Below are 15,423 nucleotides of genomic sequence, written 5' to 3'. Positions count from 1 at the left end.
CCAACGCCGCCGAGAGCTCCCGGTCCAGCCCCAGCGCCCGCGCGGTATCAGCCAGCAGCACCGCACCCGCGTGAGAAACCACCCCGTTTCCGGCCGCGTCAACAACAGGCATGGGATAGAACCCCGTAGACTCACTCACCAGAAAGGTGCTCCAGATCTCGGAAAAATCGGTCCTCAGCAAACCGGATTCTCCCAGGTCAGAGCACCTTTCTCCCTATCCGACACACCCACACATCGAATTACCGTGAAAGCCCTGGGCTAGTCCAGCATCCGGCTCACCCACTTACGCCGCCCTGGCATGATCAGCCTTCAACACGCGACACATTCATCGACTGCAACATGATCCATTCCGGCGTGGGATGAATTAGTGTGACCCGCGTGAGTCCGCGTGAGGTGGCCACCGGCCGATTGTCGCCCCTGATGGCCCGTATCCGTTCAGTCGCCCTTGCCGGGAGGATGGGTGGACGGCGCCCCGCTCCTCTCATCGAAGTGGCCGGTCTGCTACTCGTGATCCTGCTCTTCTCATGGCTTCATGCCGCTGCAGGGAAGGACGCCGCAGCCGCCACCGCGAACGCGCTGGCCCTGCAATCGATGGAACGAGCCCTCCACCTGGATATCGAACTGAGCGCGAACCAGTGGCTGACCGGGCATTCAGCCTTCATCCAGCCGGCGGTGTTTTACTACCGCCTGTACTACGCCGTGATCATCGGTGTGCTGGTGTGGGTCTTCGTCCGCCACGTCGATGTCTACGTCAAGGTTCGCCGGACCCTCGTTGCGATGGCCGTGCTGGTGCTGCCCGTTTTCTGGGTGCTGCCCATGTCGCCCCCACGGTTGGCCCTGCCGGGCGTCGTCGACATCATCGCCGAGCACGACCTCCTGGGTGGTCATGCTTCACCAGGGATCGAGAGCGGCCAGAACGTGTATTCGGCGATGCCCAGCATGCACGTCGGATGGTCGTTGTGGTGCGCGTATGCCGCGTGGTGCGCGCTGCGGGCCGCCCATCCGCGCCTGGCGTTGCTGTCGTGGATCTTTCCGCTGGGTATGACCGCGGTCGTGCTCACCACGGGGAACCACTACGTGCTCGACCTCGCCGGAAGCGCCGTGTTGCTGATCGTTTCCATCGCTGTCGCATCAGTATGGGGCCACCTGGCCGGGCGCCGGCCTGCTCGGGATTGAGCGCCTACGCACAGCCGCAAGGGAAACCGGTGCCGGTCGCCGGGCCAGTTCACTACTGTCAACGGGACCGTGCGGCGACGGCCCGCATGGCAGTGTCCACAATGGCGTGTATCCGCCCGCTGTGTGCGCCCCGCCAGTAGAGGCGTCCGCACGCCGTGCAGCGGGAGAAGTCCTGATATCGGCGCCGCGTGCCCGGCTCGAGGTCGTGCTCGACGTCGCCTTTCGGCACCCGGGTCAGCATTCCGTTGCAGGCCGTGCAGCGGGTCCACGGGGCCAGCGGCGGGGCGAACCGGTCGAGCACATCACGCAGCTGGTCTTCGGGCAGCGCGCCGCGTACGTACGCACCCCGCCACAGCGCCCTCCGGTGCAACAGCTGCCGGTCCTGCGTGAGCAGGACCCGGTGCTCGGCGTTCGCGTGGTCGATGAGCGCGTCGTCGTCGATATCGTTGGCGTAGGCGGCGTCCACCCCGACCAGTCGCAGTCGCCGGGCCAGCGCGCCGAGGTGCACGTCGAGGGTGAACCGGGGGGAGTACAGCGCCTCGGGCCGGGACACCGCGGCGACCTCGATGACGTCGCCCTCCCGAGGCCGGTAGGCGGCCTCCCTGGCCCGGCCCCCGGCGACGATGCCGCCGACCTCGGTCAGCGGGATGCCCGCCGACTCGACCACGTGGCCCACCGTCGACGTGCCGTCGTAGGGGACGAGCAGCGAATTGCCGCCGGCCGGTGTCCGGGGATGGCGCCCGCGGGCGGCGCGGCGCCGGGCCGTCACGAACAGCCTCAACTCGGCCGCGACACGGATCTCCAGCGCGGACTCCACCCGTCAAGCATGCGTCAGCGGCGCTCACCCTGCCCGCCCGCGCGCGGCTTTCTACCCTGAAGCCATGGGCGCGATCCAGGTGGGCACCGCGTCGTGGACCGACCGGACGCTGATCGCCTCCGGCTGGTACCCGCCGGAGGTGGACACGCCGGAGAAGCGGCTGCGCTTCTATGCGGACCGCTTCCCGCTGGTCGAGGTCGACTCCACCTACTACGGCATGCCCAACGAACGCACCGCCGCGCTGTGGGCCGGCCGCACGCCGGCCGGCTTCACCTTCAACGTCAAAGCGTTCAGCCTGTTCACCCAGCACCCCACCCGGCTCGCGTCGCTGCCCGCCGAGCTGAGGCCCGACCGGGAACAACTCGGTAAGGACACGGTCTATCAGCGTGACGTGCCGCAAACCGTGACCGACGAGTTGTGGCGGCGGTTCCTCGATGCCCTGGGCCCGCTGTGCCGGACGGGCAAGCTGGGCGCGATCCTGCTGCAGTTCCCGCCCTGGTTCACCATTTCCCGGGCCAACAAGAACTACATTCTGGCCTGCGCCGAGCGGCTGGGCGCGGCGCACCAGCCGTGCGTGGAGTTCCGGCACAGGTCCTGGCTGATCGAGGACAACCGGGCCGAAACGCTGAATTTCCTGTCCACACACGGCGTTCCGCTGGTTTGCGTGGACATGCCGCAGGGCCACGCGTCCTCGGTGCCGCCGGTGGTGGCCGCCACCGCGAAACTGGCCGTCGTGCGTTTCCACGGCCATTCCGAGAAATGGACGAGCAAGGACATTCACGAACGGTTCGGCTACCGGTATTCGTTGGAAGAGCTGCGCGAGTGGGCGCCGCGCGTCAAGGCCCTGTCCGAGCAGGCCGAGCGGGTGCAGGTCCTGCTCAACAACTGCTACCGGGACTATGCCCAGGTCAACGCCCAGCAGCTGATGGACCTGCTGCAGGGCTGACGCCGGGAGGTTGCAGAGCGGCTCGCCGCGATCGACGATTAGGCGAGGCGGTGTTCACCGACGCCGACCTTGATGAGCGCCGAAGAATACGACTACGCTGAGCGAGTTATCCGCTACACCCAGCCGGTTTGATCAGGGGGCGGAATGTACACAAAGGACGGGCAAAGCTACTTCATCGTCGACAGCCACGTACACGCGTGGGATGGCAGCCTGGCCAACCAGGCCAACCGGTACGGCAAGGGTTTCATCGAGTGTTTCTACGACTACCACCGCAACCTCAGTCCCGAGGGCTGGGTGTGGCCGCTGGAGAAGTTCGCTAAGTATCCGGAGGAGACCCTGGTCCGGGACCTGTTCGACGAGGGTTATGTGGACCGGGCCATCTTCCAGCCGACGTACCTGACCGATTTCTTCGTCAACGGGTTCAACACCACGGAGCAGGACGGGAAGGTCGCGGAGAAGTACCCGGACAAGTTCATCGTCAACGGCGCGTTCGACCCGCGTGACGGCGAGGCCGGACTGAAGACGCTGGAGATGCTGGCACGCCGGTGGAACCTCCGGGGCGTCAAGCTGTACACGGCGGAGTGGAAGGGCATCTCCAAGGGCTGGAAGCTCAACGATCCGTGGGCCTACCGGTACCTGGAGAAGTGCCAGGAGCTGGGGATCGTCAACATCCATGTCCACAAGGGACCGACGATCTACCCGCTCAACATGGACGCCTTCGACGTGCGCGACGTGGACGAGGCGGCGACGATGTTCCCGGACCTGCGGTTCATCGTGGAGCACTGCGGGCTGCCCCGGCTGGAGGACTTCTGCTGGATCGCCACGCAGGAGCCGAACGTCTACGGGGGGCTCGCCGTGGCGATGCCGTTCATCCACACCAGGCCGCGGTATTTCGCGCAGATCATCGGCGAACTGCTCTACTGGCTGGACGAGAACCGGCTCACCTTCGCCAGCGACTACGCCATCTGGCACCCGAAGTGGCTGATCGAGGCGTTCGTGGACTTCCAGATCCCGGCGGACCTGCAGGCCGAGTACGGCGTGCTGACCACCGAGATCAAGAAGAAGATCCTCGGGCTGAACGCGGCGAAGCTCTACGACCTGGAGGTTCCCCCCGAGGCCGAGGTACGGGCGGAACCGGCCGACAGCGGGGAAGCCGTCGGATCCGCGCCCGTGGTGCCGGCGTGAGTATCGGCACGGCGAGCATCGACTCGGCGGTGTGGACGGCGCTGGGCACGGTCCGGGATCCCGAACTCGACGAGCCGATCACCGACCTCGGGTTCGTCCGCGAGGCCAACGTGCACGAATCCGAGGTGCGGGTTCGCCTGCGCCTGCCGACCTACTTCTGTGCCCCCAACTTCGCGTATCTCATGGTCGCGGATGTGGCCGACGCGGTGCGTGCGGTGCCGGGAGTGACGCGGGTGGATGTGCGGCTGGAAGACCATTTCGCGGCCGAGGAGATCAACGCCGGGGTGGCCGCCGGGGCGGGCTTTTCCGGCTCGTTCCCCGAGGAGGCCGTCCGGGAGCTCGACGAGTTGCGTCGCACGTTCCAACGCAAGGCCCACACGGCCGCGCTCGAGCGGGCATGCCGCCGCCTGGTGTCCGAGGGCCTGGTGGTGGACGAGTTGGCGGGGCTGCGGTTGGCGGACCTGGCGCCGTACCCGGAGCGGGAAAGCCTGCTACGCCGCCGGGCAGAACTCGGGCTGCCGGTCGCTCCGGACTCACCGCTCGTCGTGGATGACGACGGGGTGCCGGTGCCGGCGGAGAAGGTGGCCCCGCGGCTGCGGTTCGCGCGAGCCGTCCGGGTCAGCATCGACGGCAACGCGGCGTTCTGCCGCGGGCTGCTGAAGACGCGTTACGGAGAGGAAGGTAAGGGATGAAGGCGGTCCGGCTACACGAGTATCACCAGCAGCCCGTCGTCGAGGAGGTGCCGGAGCCGGTCGTCCAGGGGCCGTTCGACGTGGTGGTGAAGATCGGCGGGGCGGGGGTGTGCCGCACCGACCTGCACATCATCGAGGGGCAGTGGGCCGACAAGAGCGGGGTGAAGCTGCCCTACACGATCGGGCACGAGAACGCGGGCTGGGTCCATGAGGTGGGCTCCGCGGTGTCCAACGTGGAGGTCGGCGACACGGTGATCCTGCACCCGACGACCACCTGCGGGCTGTGCCATGCGTGCCGGGCCGGCAACGACATGCACTGTGTCGAGAGCCGGTTCCCCGGGATCGACAGCGACGGGGGAATGGCCGAGTATCTCCTCACCTCGGCCCGGTCCTGCATCAAGCTGGCCCCGGACACGCGACCAGAAGACGTGGCGGCGCTGGCGGACGCGGGTATCACCGCCTACCACGCGGTGCGCAAGGCCGTCCCCTTGCTGTACCCGGGAACCGTGTGCGTGGTCAACGGCGCGGGCGGACTGGGGCACATCGGCATCCAGTCGCTGCGGGCGCTGACGGCGACCACGGTCGTGGTGGTGGACCGCAACGCCGAAGCGCTCGATCTGGCCGCGAAGCTGGGGGCCGATCAGACGGTCCTCGCCGACGGCAAGCAGGTCGAGGCGGTGCTCGACCTGACCGGCGGCAACGGCGCGGAGGTCGTGCTCGACTTCGTCGCCGAGCAGGGCGCCCAGCAGGACGCGTTCGCCATGACCCGCCCGGACGGCTCGTATTTCGTGATCGGCTACGGCGGCACCCTCAGCATTCCGACCATCGACCTCATTTCCACCGAGCGCAATGTGGTGGGCAACCTGGTCGGCACGTACAACGACCTGGTGGAGCTGATGGTGCTGGCGCAGTCGGGCCGGGTCACCCTGCACACCAAGAAGTATCCGCTCGACGCCGCGCTGGACGCGCTGGCTGATCTCGACGCCGGACGGGTCCGGGGACGAGCCATTCTCACGCCCTGACACCGGACTTCATCAGCCGGCCGCGACGAACGCGCTGTTGTCGAGGGCGAGGCGAAGTCCTTTACGAAGACATGTTCAAGCCAGTTGGATAGGTCGCATGGGAATCCCGTGGAAGGCGTCTCCCGAGGAACTCGCCGCGAAGGCGAAGGCCGAACATGACGCCGGACGGCAGCGGTTCATCGCGCTCATCCGACTGGATATTTCGCGAAAGGAGTACGCGAGCGAGGAGTGGTCGGCCGCGGTCGAGGCGATCGAGGGCGCCGGGTGGGTGGTCGATCACTTCTCGGTCGCGGAACGACAAGGCCGTGCCGATGATGCGTATTTCCTGTTCAAGCGGCGGTGACGGGTTGGCACGAAAGCTGTTCACAAGCCTGCTCGCGCCCGGCCGCGGCAACGCCGCGTTCCTTGATCTTTCTCGGCGGCAACGGCGGAGGCGGAGAGGAGTGTCGCGCCGGCGAGGCCGCCCCAGAGGGCGGCCGGGCCGAGCGGTGCGAGACCGGTGATGACTGCCGGGGAGATGGCGAGGCCGAAGCCCGTGGAGAGCTGGAAGCGAGCGAGGGCGCGTCCCAGGACATGGGCCGGGGCGAGGGCGGTGACGAGCGCGGTGGCGCTGCCAGCGTAGATGATCTCTCCGATCGTGCAGACCACGGACACCGCGGCGACGGCCGGGGCACCCCAGCCGTTTCCCAGTGAGGTGGCCGCGAGGAAGCCGAGGTAGGACACGGCCAGCACCACGCCGGAGAGGGCCAGCACGGTCCGCCGGGAGAAGCGGGACATCAGGACGGTGACCGGCACCTGCAGGGTGACGACCAGCACCGTGTTGGCCACGAAGACGGCTGCCGGCCACACCGGGGACGCGTGGAGCTGCGTGACCAGGACCAGAGGGAGCGCGATCTCGGGGACGTTGAGGCAGAAGACGTAGACCACATTGGCGGCAAGTAGCGCGAGCATCCGGGGTGCGGGCTCGTCGTCCCGGTCCTTGGCCGGGACGGCTTCCGCTGGATGTACGTACACGTGGACCGACCACGCCAAGACGGCTGCGGCAAGGTAGGCGAGCGCAGTGACAACTGCCAGCGCCCGCAGTGCGGTGGTGCCGCCCGCCAGGCATACGGTGGCAAGGAGTGCTCCGACGCCCAGGGCGGCGTTGCGCAGGGCGCGGGCCCCGGCGAGGGCGGCGTCGCGTTCCCGCCCCTGGGCGACCGTGGCCACGAGAGCTGCGTGGGCGGCTGGCCATGCCTGGTTGCCGATGCCGAGGAAGAGTGCCGCAGTCGCGAACAGCCAGACGTGCCCCGCTGGGGTGGCCAGTAGCAGCGCCACGCCCAGCACCCGCACCAGCATCGACGCCGCCACGACCGTGCTGCGTGCGCCGCGGTCCAGCCATCGGCCCACCGCGGGCATGCACAGCAGACCCGCGACGATGCCGGCCGTCATGGCGGTGCCGGTGACCGGCGCGGACAGCCTCAGCACCGTCACGCCGTAGAGCAGTAGGAAGGGCCGTAGCAGGCCGGTGCCGAGTGCGTCTACGGCCAGAGCGACGGCATAGCGGGGGCCTCCGGAGGCACGGACGAGGGCGCGCGGCTGGATCTTGTGGGTGGTTGCCATGGCGCCAACGGTGCGTTCGGCCGCCGGGCGGGGCACGCCGATTGACGCACATCGTCAATCGGTGCCGTCGCCGGCCGTTCGACCAGCGATGATGAAGGGGTGACGCTGAGGATCGACATCAGCGGTCTGCCGTTCGAGCGAGTGCGGTTCGCCGCCTCCCCGCTGGCCGAGCTGACCGCGATGCTGCACGTGCTGGCCGAACCCGGGCACCATCCGCAGTTCGCCGGCTGGGCCGCGGACGTCTGGGCCGGGCTGCGGCCGGAGCTGGCCGAGCGGCTCAGGGAGGCGGAGTTCCTCTGGCGTTCCTCACAGGCCGACTTCCTGATTCCGGCGCGGCCCCGGCCGACCCTCGCCGAGGAGTTGGACGACGTGGACCGGATCGACGACGAAACGTATGTGACCGCCGCGCTCGTCACCACGTGCGGCAGCAACCGGGTCCATTTTCCTGGGGCGTCGCCGCTCTCCGACCCGACGGCGCGCGAGCGGGCCCTGGACGTGGCCCAGGCCCGCGGCGCGCAGCAGGAGGCCTTCGCGGAACGGCTGCTCGCGGACCCGGCCGGGGTGCGAGCGCGGGTGCGCCAGACCCTCGAAGAATGCGCCGGAGCCTTCTTCGACGGCGCCTGGGCGGACGTCGCGGTGCAGCTCGCCAGCGATCTGCGACTGAAGAACGAACTGCTCAGGCGCCACGGCATCGGGGCGGCACTCGCCTCGGTCTCCGGCGCGGTCACCCTGGCCCCGGACGGCGACTGCATCATCGTGGACAAGGTGCAGGACAAGGCCACCGCCGCCCGTGGCGCCGGGGTCACCTTCATCCCCAGCGTCTTCGGCCGCCCGCACCTAGTGGCGGTCCACGCGCCCGGGTGGCATCCGGTGGTGCAGTACCCCGTCGCCGAGCCGACTCCGGCGGAGCCGGTCTCTCTGGAGACGGTCACCCTCCGGCTGGAGGCGCTCTCGCATCCGGTACGCCTGCGGCTACTGCGCACCCTGGCTCGCGGCCCGCACACCACCGGCGAGCTGGCCCACTTCTGGGAACTCTCACCCCCGGAGGTGTCCCGCCATCTTGCCGTCCTGCGCCGCGCGGGCCTGCTCACGGCTCGGCGGCGCGGTCGTTACGTCCGGTACACCCTCAATCTGCCCGATCTGGCGGCGCTAGGGGCCGACCTGCTGGCGGCCGTACTGCGCTGAGTAGCTTCCGTCTATTAGAACGCGGGCGGCCGCCGCCTTCGCAAGCGTCATCCGGCTCGCAGGCCGCCGAGCAGCATGGGAGTTCCAGCACGCACACGACTTCAGCGCCGAAGCGTCCGCGATGCCGAATGAGCGATTCACACGCCGTGACACTGAACTTCACCAGCCACAGGCCGGTGAGCACGGCGGTGGTCAAGGTGATGGTGCCGGCTGCGATGAAGGCGCTGTCGAGGCTGGCCTCGAAGGAGGCGCCGCCGGATTCCCGGTCGCGGACAGGCTCCGAGTACGGCCACGCCGAGTACCGTGCCAATCTGCCGGGTGCTGCTGATGCCCGACGCGAGGCCGCCCTCCTACGGGTTGACCGCCTGGATGGCGGCGCTGGTCAGTGGGGACATGGTCAGGTCGAAGCCGATGCCGACGACCGTCAGCCGCCACCACACGTTTCCGTAGCCGGTGTCCGCGTGCACGAAGCCCAGTGCCAGCAGCCCCAGTCAGGCCGATGGTGACGAAGGCGGCGAGGATCACCACGGCGGTGGTGAAGCCGCCCAGGGTCACCGGTGAGGTCCAGCCGCGCGAGCCGCCCTCGATCAGGCGGTAGGTCAGCCCCCCAGAACGGACAGGGCCGCCCCGGGATGCGATTGCGGGCGCGCTCGGATTGCGGGACTCGCCCAGGCTGCGTAGCCCGGCCAGCAGAAGGACCGCGCCGATGGGCAGATTGACGGCAACGGTCCGGCGGCCAGGCCGATTCCGCTGAATCCGGCCCACCGCCCGATTGCCTTCTCGTTCCGATGGCAGGGGATGGGCGGCGGCGAGCAGGGCCAGCGACGCGGGGCTCAGCGCCGCGGCTCCGATGCCCTGCACCACCCGTCCAGTGATCAGCCAACCGATCGAGGGCGCGACGAAACACAGCACGGACGCGACGGTGAACACCGCGACGCCGGCCAGGAACACTCGCTTGCGGCCGAAACGGTCGGGCGAAAACGCCGCCCGACAGCAACAGCATGGCGACCAGCAGCACGTAGGCGTCGACAATCCATTGCAGACCGTTCAATTGGTGTACAACCGCTGCTGCATCCCGTTATCTCGATAATCTTGGGGCTCTGGAGGGTCATTAACGCGTCCAGGCGATCATGATCGCTCTTCGAGCATGGGAGCCCTTCTTGCGAGCTGAACGCATCATCGACGAGACCGGCAGCAGCCTGTGGCAGTCCCGGAGCCGCTGCCTCCAAATCGGTTCATTGCCGCCAACGCACGCTGCAGCGCCGCCTCAAGATCGTAGAGGCGCAGCTTCTCGTACTCCTCGAAATCCCAGGTCCCGCTGAACATTGCGCCGACACGGATACGATCCGCACGGCCGCGACGCCGGAGGGCCGAACTCGTTTTCGCCCCAACGACACCGGTCTCAACAATCGCGAACACGATCACCACAATGCACCCGGCCCGCAACCGTGACAAGGTCAAATACGATCACACCGCCTTGTCGGAAACGGGTACGTGTACACCCGGCTTGCTCAACCGAAACCGGCGCTCACCGACACAGGCTGGCTGCTTGAGGCGCTTGGCTCATATCGGGCAGTGCACCGAACTACCGTTGTTAGGCAGGAAATCATCCAGCGCCCAGCCCGCGAAACCTCGCTCATAGACGGACAAGTATGTCCATGTGTTGCCGTCGTTTCCGAGGGTATAGCAGTAATAATCCAGTTTGTCGCCTGGCACCATTGTGCCGTTAGCCCCACACCCAAACGAGGAACCCCTGTAGACGCCCGTCGTAGTGGTCGCGCTCACGAACGCCGAGCCGTCCAACTGCGGAGGGCGGGCCTGTCCACAGGAGTAATGCATGGGCCCGATCTCATCAGCCTGGGCCGCTGGCACGAAAAGGGCGAACGATGCCGCCAGTGCCCCGACAATCGAGGCGGACTTCCGTACGCTACTAATCATGATCCCCCCAAAATCTGGTTGACTTCCCTATCTAATATTCCACAATCGCCGCGATTGCGGATCGACCATTTGGGTGGCAATTGGCCAAGACCGCCACCTTGCCCCACACGCCATCGCGGCCATTCAGCCGACGACCGGCTGGCTACCGCGCGGCCGTGTGCAACGCGCCCGACAAACGGGGTGTACGAGCGGTGTGAGTGCTGGCGGGAATCCACCAGTAGGCCGGGAACGGTCTTACCCGTCCCGGCACGTCAGGGAGGAACCGTGGCTTTCAAGGAGGCTCAGGACAGCGCGCCTTCTCCGGAGTCTCCTTTGGCGCTGTTCGCCGGGCGCGGTGTCGAACCTCTGGGACCCGCAGACCGCCATTCTGAACGACTACATCAAGCGCTACGGAAGCGCAGAGCGCGGGATGCGGGGGCGTCGACGGCACGCCGTCAAAATGTCGAGATAAATATCGGGCAGCGCTGCACCAACGATCGTGCTGTCGAGCAACACCATGAACTGCCCGAGGCAGGTCACTGTGAGCAACGCTGCTCGCGCCGATCGAATGGCTACGGCAACAGATGATCCAGCCTTCGTTGAGTCTTTGTGTGCGGTCAACGCTTGCCCCTCTCCTGACGCGGATGCCCAAATCATAGTTCGATAATCTCGAAGTATCGAACTGGGGTGTATCGTCGAGGCATGCGACCGCTACCCCAGCCCGCACGCGAGGCGCTGACGCTCGCGCTAGTGCTGCACGCGATCGGTGACCCGGTGCGCCTGGAATTGGTGCGGCGGGCTTCGGCGAATCCCGAGTCGACCTGTGCCGCTCTCGCCGATGGTTTGGATGTACCGATATCGACGCTGTCCAACCACTGGCGAATCCTGCGTGAGGCCGGGTTGATCAGCATGGCCGTCGACGGCCGGCATCGGCGGATCCGGCTACGCGCCGACGATCTGAGCGATCGCTTCCCGGGCTTGCTCGGTCCGATCCTGCGCCTCGCCGCGGCCGAGTCGCCTTGAGGCTGTTCCTCGACGTCCGGGCTGCGGATTCAGGAGTGCCACACGTCGAGCAGCGGTGGGGTGTCCGCGGCGTGCCCCAACGGGGGTAGTCCGTACATCGCCTCGATCGTCCTCAGCAGACGGTAATGGTTCACCGGCTCGGAGTAGACACCAGGCCGGACCATCGGGCCGGCGAGGATCAGCGGGATCTGGTTGGTGGGGGAGCTGTCCTCCGCCTCGTCGAAGGTGACCACCAGCAGGCTGTTGTGCGTGGCCGACCACTGGACGAATCCGTCCAGGTTGTCCCGCAGCCACGCGTCACCGGTGGCGACGTCGCAATCGTGCATGTCGTGGCAGAGGTTGGGGATCACGAACGAAACGGCCGGCAACGTCGAGTAGTTCGGCCCGAACTCCGTGAGCGGACGGGTGGCGTCGGCCGGTACCGTGCTGAAGTCGACCCACGGGCTGTGCTTGCGGGCGTAGCCGCCGAACCCGCAGCCGCTGTACCCGACTCCGGGTAGGTCTTCGGCGTAACCGACGAACCCGTGCGCGGAGGTGAGTAACTGCTCGCCGAGGTTCGGCGTAGTGAAGATGTGTGGGCACGAGTCGTCGGTGACGCCCTGCGTGTCACCGGAGAACAGCGCGAGATAGTTCGGCTGGCTGGGATGCGTGATAGCGGTGGCGTTGGTGAACAGGGCGCCGGTCGCGGCCAGCTGGTCCAGATAGGGCGCCGACCCGCTGCCCAGTACCTGTTCCGGGCCATGGTTCTCCAGCACCACGACGACCACGTGATCCGGCCGCGGGACGATTCCGGGACCGGGTGCCGGCGCGGGCAGGGAAGCGGGTGGGATGGTGCCGATCGGCGAAGGCTCGGTGTCCGGCTGTCCACATGACACGGACAGGAGGATGGCCGCGATCGCCAGGACCGCCGCGGTGCGCTTCCTCGCCTTCATGGAACCCCTCTGTGGCCTCGGTGGTGGGGGAGTGGCGCCTGGGTTTCGGTGAGCTCGGCGAACAGGTCACCGTGCTCGCGGACCCGCTCCAGGACTTCCGGGGCGGTGAACACCAGATCGTCCGGCCGGTGGCAGGCGTGAACCTCGTCCCAGGTGACCGGGGTGGACACGGTGGGCCGTTCGCGGCCGCGCAACGAGTAGGGTGCGATCGTGGTCTTCCCCGGGTTGTTCTGACTCCAGTCCACCAAGACCTTCCCACGGCGCAACGATTTCCTCATCTTCGACACCACCTGATCCGGTGTCTGGTGGGCGAGCCGCTCCGCGAGGGCCTTGGCGTAGGCCGAGGTGTCGGCCGGCTGACGCGTGCGGACTCCACAGTAGATCTGCAGGCCCTTGGACCCGCTGGTCTTCGCCAGCGGGGTCAGGCCGTCGTCCACCAGAATCTCGCGGAGGCGTTCGGCGGCCCGGCAGCACTCGACGACGGTGGCGGGCGCACCGGGGTCGAGGTCGAACACCAGCCGGTCCGGGTTCCGCCGGGTGGCGTCGCGCGCGACCGTCCACTGTGGGACGTGCAGTTCCAGTGCGGCGAGCTTGGCCGCCCACACCAGCGCGGGCAGGTCGTCGAGCAGCGGATAGTCGACGGGCTCACCGCGCCCGCGCGAACCGCTGCCGGTCAGCCGGACGGTCCGTACCCAGTCGGGGGCGTGCCGGGACACGTCCTTTTCGAAGAACGCCCCGTTCCCCACGCCGTCTGGGTAGCGCACGAATGTCACCGGCCGGTCCTGCAGGTGCGGCAGCAGCACCGGTGCGATCCTGCTGTAGTAGCTGATCACCGCCGCCTTCGTGAACCCGTCCCGTGGGTAGAGCACCTTGTCCAGATTGGACAGCGTCAGCTGTCGATAGGCGACCTGGACGGTGACCCGGTCCTGCGCCACGGTCGGCCTCCTCTCCGCTTTTCGCTGCCTCGCCCTGGTCAGCCCTCCGGCACCACGGCCTCGCTTGGCTCCCGATCCGGCCGCAGTCCGCGCCACGCCGTGTGCCGGAGCCGCCCGTCGGTGGTGAACCGGCGGTAGGTGACCTCGCCGACCAGCTTCGGCTCCACCCAGTGTGCGCCGCGCGCGTGATCGCGCGGTACCTCGGTGGCGAACGGGCTGGCCGGGCGTTCCAGTGGGGTGAGCCGCTGGTGCAGGTCGTCCAGTGTCCGGTCGGAGAACCCGGTGCCGACGTCGCCGATGTAGCGCAGGCGCCCGGTGGCCGGGTCGTGCGCACCGAGCAGCAAGGCGCCGAGAGTGCCCGAGCGGCGGCCCTGCCCGGCCCGCCAGCCGCCGACCACCACCTCCTGCGTGCGGAACAGCGGGTACTTCATCCAGGCCGGGCCGCGCCGGCCGGGGGAGTAGTGCGACGTGCTGAGCTTCGCGATCACGCCTTCGAGGTGCGACCGTGCCGCCACCTCCAGCAGCCCGTTCGGCGTCAGGCCGGCCGCCGCGAGGTCGGCGTGCCGGTAGGACGGCGGGATGGCCAGCACGTTCGGATCGGGCGGGCTGAGCTGTTCGAGCAGTTCGCGGCGCCGCGAGTAGGGCTGGCGCAGCAGCGGCGTGTCGTCCAGCAGGAGCAGGTCGAAGGCGAAGTAGCTGACCGGTTGCCGGTGGGCTCGCCGGTTCTGGAGCAGCGAGAAATCGGGGCGGCCCTGCTCGTCGAGCGCGATGATTTCGCCGTCGAGGACGGCGGCCTGGCCGCGTAGTGCGCCGTCCAGCGCACCGCCGAGCTCGGGGTAGTCGGGGGTGAGGTCGTTGCCGTTGCGGCTGGTCAACAGCATCGTGCCGTCCGGGGCCAGGCGCATGCACGCCCGGTACCCGTCCCATTTGAACTCATAGGAGCATCGAGGATCGTCGGGGACCGGCTCGGCACCGGTGACGGGGAGCATCGGCGCGATCGCCGGCGGGACCAAGGAGTCGTCCCGCGCTGCGCGTCTTGCCATGTCGACCTCCGTTACCGCCGGTCAGGCGGTGTCCAATAGCGACGCATGCGGTGTTCGCCCAGCCTAACTCGTCAGGTCCGGGCGAAACGTAAAGTGTATAACGACCTATACGGCACCCGTTTTGCGTGGCGCCTCTACGAACGTCGCCACGCAAAAGAAGCACAGAACCCGGGCAGATCGGTCCCGAATTTCAGGGACGTTCGGCCCTCGCCTGGACACCAGGCCTCGGTGCACCCTGCGTGGTTGGACCGCAAACGAGTCCGACATCGAGGAGACTTGCTCGTGACCGTCAATGCCCAGCCACCTCATCGGCCGCAGGTGAAGGCGGCTGCGCACATCTCGGCGAGATCATCGATAATCCAGCCTTACTTCTCCCTGCCTCGCCCGGCACGTCATCCCTGGCGTCCCAGCTCGCTGCACCTGCGGTTTGCCGAGTCGTATGCGGGGGCGGGCAACGACGTGGTGGTCACCGACTGGCCGGCACGGCCGGGGATCGTCACCTTCGAATGCCGCGTGCCGGGCGGCAACGTCGCCGTCGAGACCGACGGCAACGAGCCGGTTCTGGTCAACGCGATCGGCTCGTACCGGGGTTCTCGCTGGATCAACATCCACGAGGACACTCGTACCAGGGCCTTCCTGATCACCGCGGCCGGGCCGTGGCGGTTGACCATCACCGACCTCGACGCGCTGCCTCCGTCGGGAAGCGAAGCGTCCGGCGCCGGTGATGCCGTCGTGTACCTCTCGGAGGAGATCACCGAGGCCACGATCACCCACGAGGGCCACGGCAACGTCATCGTCGAGGTCGCCACCGCGGCCGACGAGCCGGTTGATCTGGTGGTCAACGAGATCGGCGTCTATCACGGCACGGTCCCGCTGGCCGGACCGGCGCTCGTGCAGGTCACCTCGGCCGGGCGATGGAGCATCGACGGGCGCTGAAAACCGGGCGCG

At 67.9% G+C, this 15,423-nt stretch carries 14 protein-coding genes and 1 pseudogene; 9 read left to right on the top strand and 6 right to left on the bottom strand.

Annotated features, from left to right (window positions below; all coding sequences use genetic code 11):
• Nucleotides 1-489 precede the first annotated feature (489 nt).
• Nucleotides 490-1,176 (top strand): phosphatase PAP2 family protein, encoded by a 687-nt coding sequence (locus A3CU_RS47330; protein ID WP_245617408.1) that lies wholly within the window; start codon nucleotides 490-492, stop codon nucleotides 1,174-1,176.
• A 58-nt stretch (nucleotides 1,177-1,234) separates the two neighbouring features.
• Here A3CU_RS47330 and A3CU_RS0129820 read toward each other — a convergent pair whose 3' ends face one another.
• On the bottom strand, nucleotides 1,235-1,993 hold the full coding sequence (locus A3CU_RS0129820; protein WP_027945361.1) for a Mut7-C RNAse domain-containing protein: 759 nt from the start codon (nucleotides 1,991-1,993) through the stop codon (nucleotides 1,235-1,237).
• Between the two features lie 64 nt (nucleotides 1,994-2,057).
• Here A3CU_RS0129820 and A3CU_RS0129815 point away from each other — a divergent pair, with 64 nt between their 5' ends.
• From A3CU_RS0129815 to A3CU_RS47325, 5 genes are all read left to right on the top strand, one after another.
• The gene (locus tag A3CU_RS0129815) at nucleotides 2,058-2,939 is read left to right on the top strand and encodes a DUF72 domain-containing protein (RefSeq protein WP_027945360.1); all 882 of its coding nucleotides are present in this window, start codon (nucleotides 2,058-2,060) and stop codon (nucleotides 2,937-2,939) included.
• A 144-nt stretch (nucleotides 2,940-3,083) separates the two neighbouring features.
• Nucleotides 3,084-4,124: an amidohydrolase family protein gene (locus A3CU_RS0129810; RefSeq protein ID WP_027945359.1), complete on the top strand. Its 1,041-nt coding sequence runs from the start codon at nucleotides 3,084-3,086 to the stop codon at nucleotides 4,122-4,124.
• On the top strand, nucleotides 4,121-4,816 hold the full coding sequence (locus A3CU_RS0129805; RefSeq protein ID WP_027945358.1) for an iron-sulfur cluster assembly protein: 696 nt from the start codon (nucleotides 4,121-4,123) through the stop codon (nucleotides 4,814-4,816). The genes A3CU_RS0129810 and A3CU_RS0129805 overlap by 4 nt, the downstream gene beginning before the upstream one ends.
• Nucleotides 4,813-5,838 carry an NAD(P)-dependent alcohol dehydrogenase gene (locus tag A3CU_RS0129800; RefSeq protein ID WP_027945357.1) on the top strand — a complete coding sequence of 342 codons (1,026 nt, stop codon included), beginning with the start codon at nucleotides 4,813-4,815 and terminating at the stop codon, nucleotides 5,836-5,838. Before A3CU_RS0129805 ends, A3CU_RS0129800 begins: the two co-directional genes overlap by 4 nt.
• 97 nt (nucleotides 5,839-5,935) lie before the next feature.
• Nucleotides 5,936-6,181, top strand: coding sequence for a hypothetical protein (locus A3CU_RS47325; protein ID WP_052372398.1), 246 nt, complete (start codon nucleotides 5,936-5,938; stop codon nucleotides 6,179-6,181).
• Between the two features lie 20 nt (nucleotides 6,182-6,201).
• On the opposite strand, the gene A3CU_RS47320 is transcribed toward A3CU_RS47325, so the two are convergent.
• Entirely contained in the window at nucleotides 6,202-7,440 is a 1,239-nt protein-coding gene (locus A3CU_RS47320; RefSeq protein WP_043843032.1) for an MFS transporter, read from the bottom strand.
• Nucleotides 7,441-7,539: 99 nt separating this feature from the next.
• Between A3CU_RS47320 and A3CU_RS0129785 the strand changes: the two genes are divergently transcribed.
• Entirely contained in the window at nucleotides 7,540-8,625 is a 1,086-nt protein-coding gene (locus tag A3CU_RS0129785) for a helix-turn-helix domain-containing protein (RefSeq protein ID WP_027945356.1), read from the top strand.
• A gap of 852 nt (nucleotides 8,626-9,477) precedes the next feature.
• On the opposite strand, the pseudogene A3CU_RS55805 reads toward A3CU_RS0129785, so the two are convergent.
• Nucleotides 9,478-9,555, bottom strand: a pseudogene (locus tag A3CU_RS55805) (hypothetical protein); the annotation flags it as partial.
• 1,689 nt (nucleotides 9,556-11,244) lie between these two features.
• Here A3CU_RS55805 and A3CU_RS0129770 point away from each other — a divergent pair.
• Entirely contained in the window at nucleotides 11,245-11,565 is a 321-nt protein-coding gene (locus A3CU_RS0129770) for an ArsR/SmtB family transcription factor (protein WP_027945355.1), read from the top strand.
• A gap of 29 nt (nucleotides 11,566-11,594) precedes the next feature.
• Here A3CU_RS0129770 and A3CU_RS0129765 read toward each other — a convergent pair whose 3' ends face one another.
• Genes A3CU_RS0129765 through ligD (A3CU_RS0129755) form a run of 3 tightly spaced genes read right to left on the bottom strand, consistent with a single transcriptional unit; the run spans nucleotide 11,595 to nucleotide 14,475 of the window.
• Nucleotides 11,595-12,497 (bottom strand): alkaline phosphatase family protein, encoded by a 903-nt coding sequence (locus A3CU_RS0129765; RefSeq protein WP_027945354.1) that lies wholly within the window; start codon nucleotides 12,495-12,497, stop codon nucleotides 11,595-11,597.
• Nucleotides 12,494-13,432 (bottom strand): non-homologous end-joining DNA ligase, encoded by a 939-nt coding sequence (gene ligD / locus A3CU_RS0129760; RefSeq protein WP_027945353.1) that lies wholly within the window; start codon nucleotides 13,430-13,432, stop codon nucleotides 12,494-12,496. The genes A3CU_RS0129765 and ligD (A3CU_RS0129760) overlap by 4 nt, the downstream gene beginning before the upstream one ends.
• Nucleotides 13,433-13,470: 38 nt before the next feature.
• Nucleotides 13,471-14,475, bottom strand: coding sequence for a non-homologous end-joining DNA ligase (gene ligD / locus A3CU_RS0129755; protein ID WP_027945352.1), 1,005 nt, complete (start codon nucleotides 14,473-14,475; stop codon nucleotides 13,471-13,473).
• A 282-nt stretch (nucleotides 14,476-14,757) separates the two neighbouring features.
• Here ligD (A3CU_RS0129755) and A3CU_RS47310 point away from each other — a divergent pair, with 282 nt between their 5' ends.
• Nucleotides 14,758-15,411 (top strand): hypothetical protein, encoded by a 654-nt coding sequence (locus A3CU_RS47310; protein WP_156960620.1) that lies wholly within the window; start codon nucleotides 14,758-14,760, stop codon nucleotides 15,409-15,411.
• The last annotated feature ends 12 nt before the right edge of the window (nucleotides 15,412-15,423 follow it).

Origin of the sequence: Amycolatopsis taiwanensis DSM 45107, from assembly GCF_000519205.1 — a bacterium.
Taxonomy (GTDB): domain Bacteria; phylum Actinomycetota; class Actinomycetes; order Mycobacteriales; family Pseudonocardiaceae; genus Amycolatopsis_E; species Amycolatopsis_E taiwanensis.
The sequence above is the reverse complement of the archived record's forward strand: the minus strand, read 5'-3'. Positions and strand labels throughout refer to the sequence as shown.

Coding starts and splice junctions, on each gene's coding strand:
- ligD (WP_027945352.1), bottom strand. CDS start 14,475: ATGGCAAGACGCGCAGCGCGGGACGACTCCTTGGTCCCGCCGGCGATC.
- A3CU_RS0129770 (WP_027945355.1), top strand. CDS start 11,245: ATGCGACCGCTACCCCAGCCCGCACGCGAGGCGCTGACGCTCGCGCTA.
- A3CU_RS0129815 (WP_027945360.1), top strand. CDS start 2,058: ATGGGCGCGATCCAGGTGGGCACCGCGTCGTGGACCGACCGGACGCTG.
- A3CU_RS47320 (WP_043843032.1), bottom strand. CDS start 7,440: ATGGCAACCACCCACAAGATCCAGCCGCGCGCCCTCGTCCGTGCCTCC.
- A3CU_RS47325 (WP_052372398.1), top strand. CDS start 5,936: ATGGGAATCCCGTGGAAGGCGTCTCCCGAGGAACTCGCCGCGAAGGCG.
- A3CU_RS0129810 (WP_027945359.1), top strand. CDS start 3,084: ATGTACACAAAGGACGGGCAAAGCTACTTCATCGTCGACAGCCACGTA.
- A3CU_RS0129800 (WP_027945357.1), top strand. CDS start 4,813: ATGAAGGCGGTCCGGCTACACGAGTATCACCAGCAGCCCGTCGTCGAG.
- A3CU_RS0129765 (WP_027945354.1), bottom strand. CDS start 12,497: ATGAAGGCGAGGAAGCGCACCGCGGCGGTCCTGGCGATCGCGGCCATC.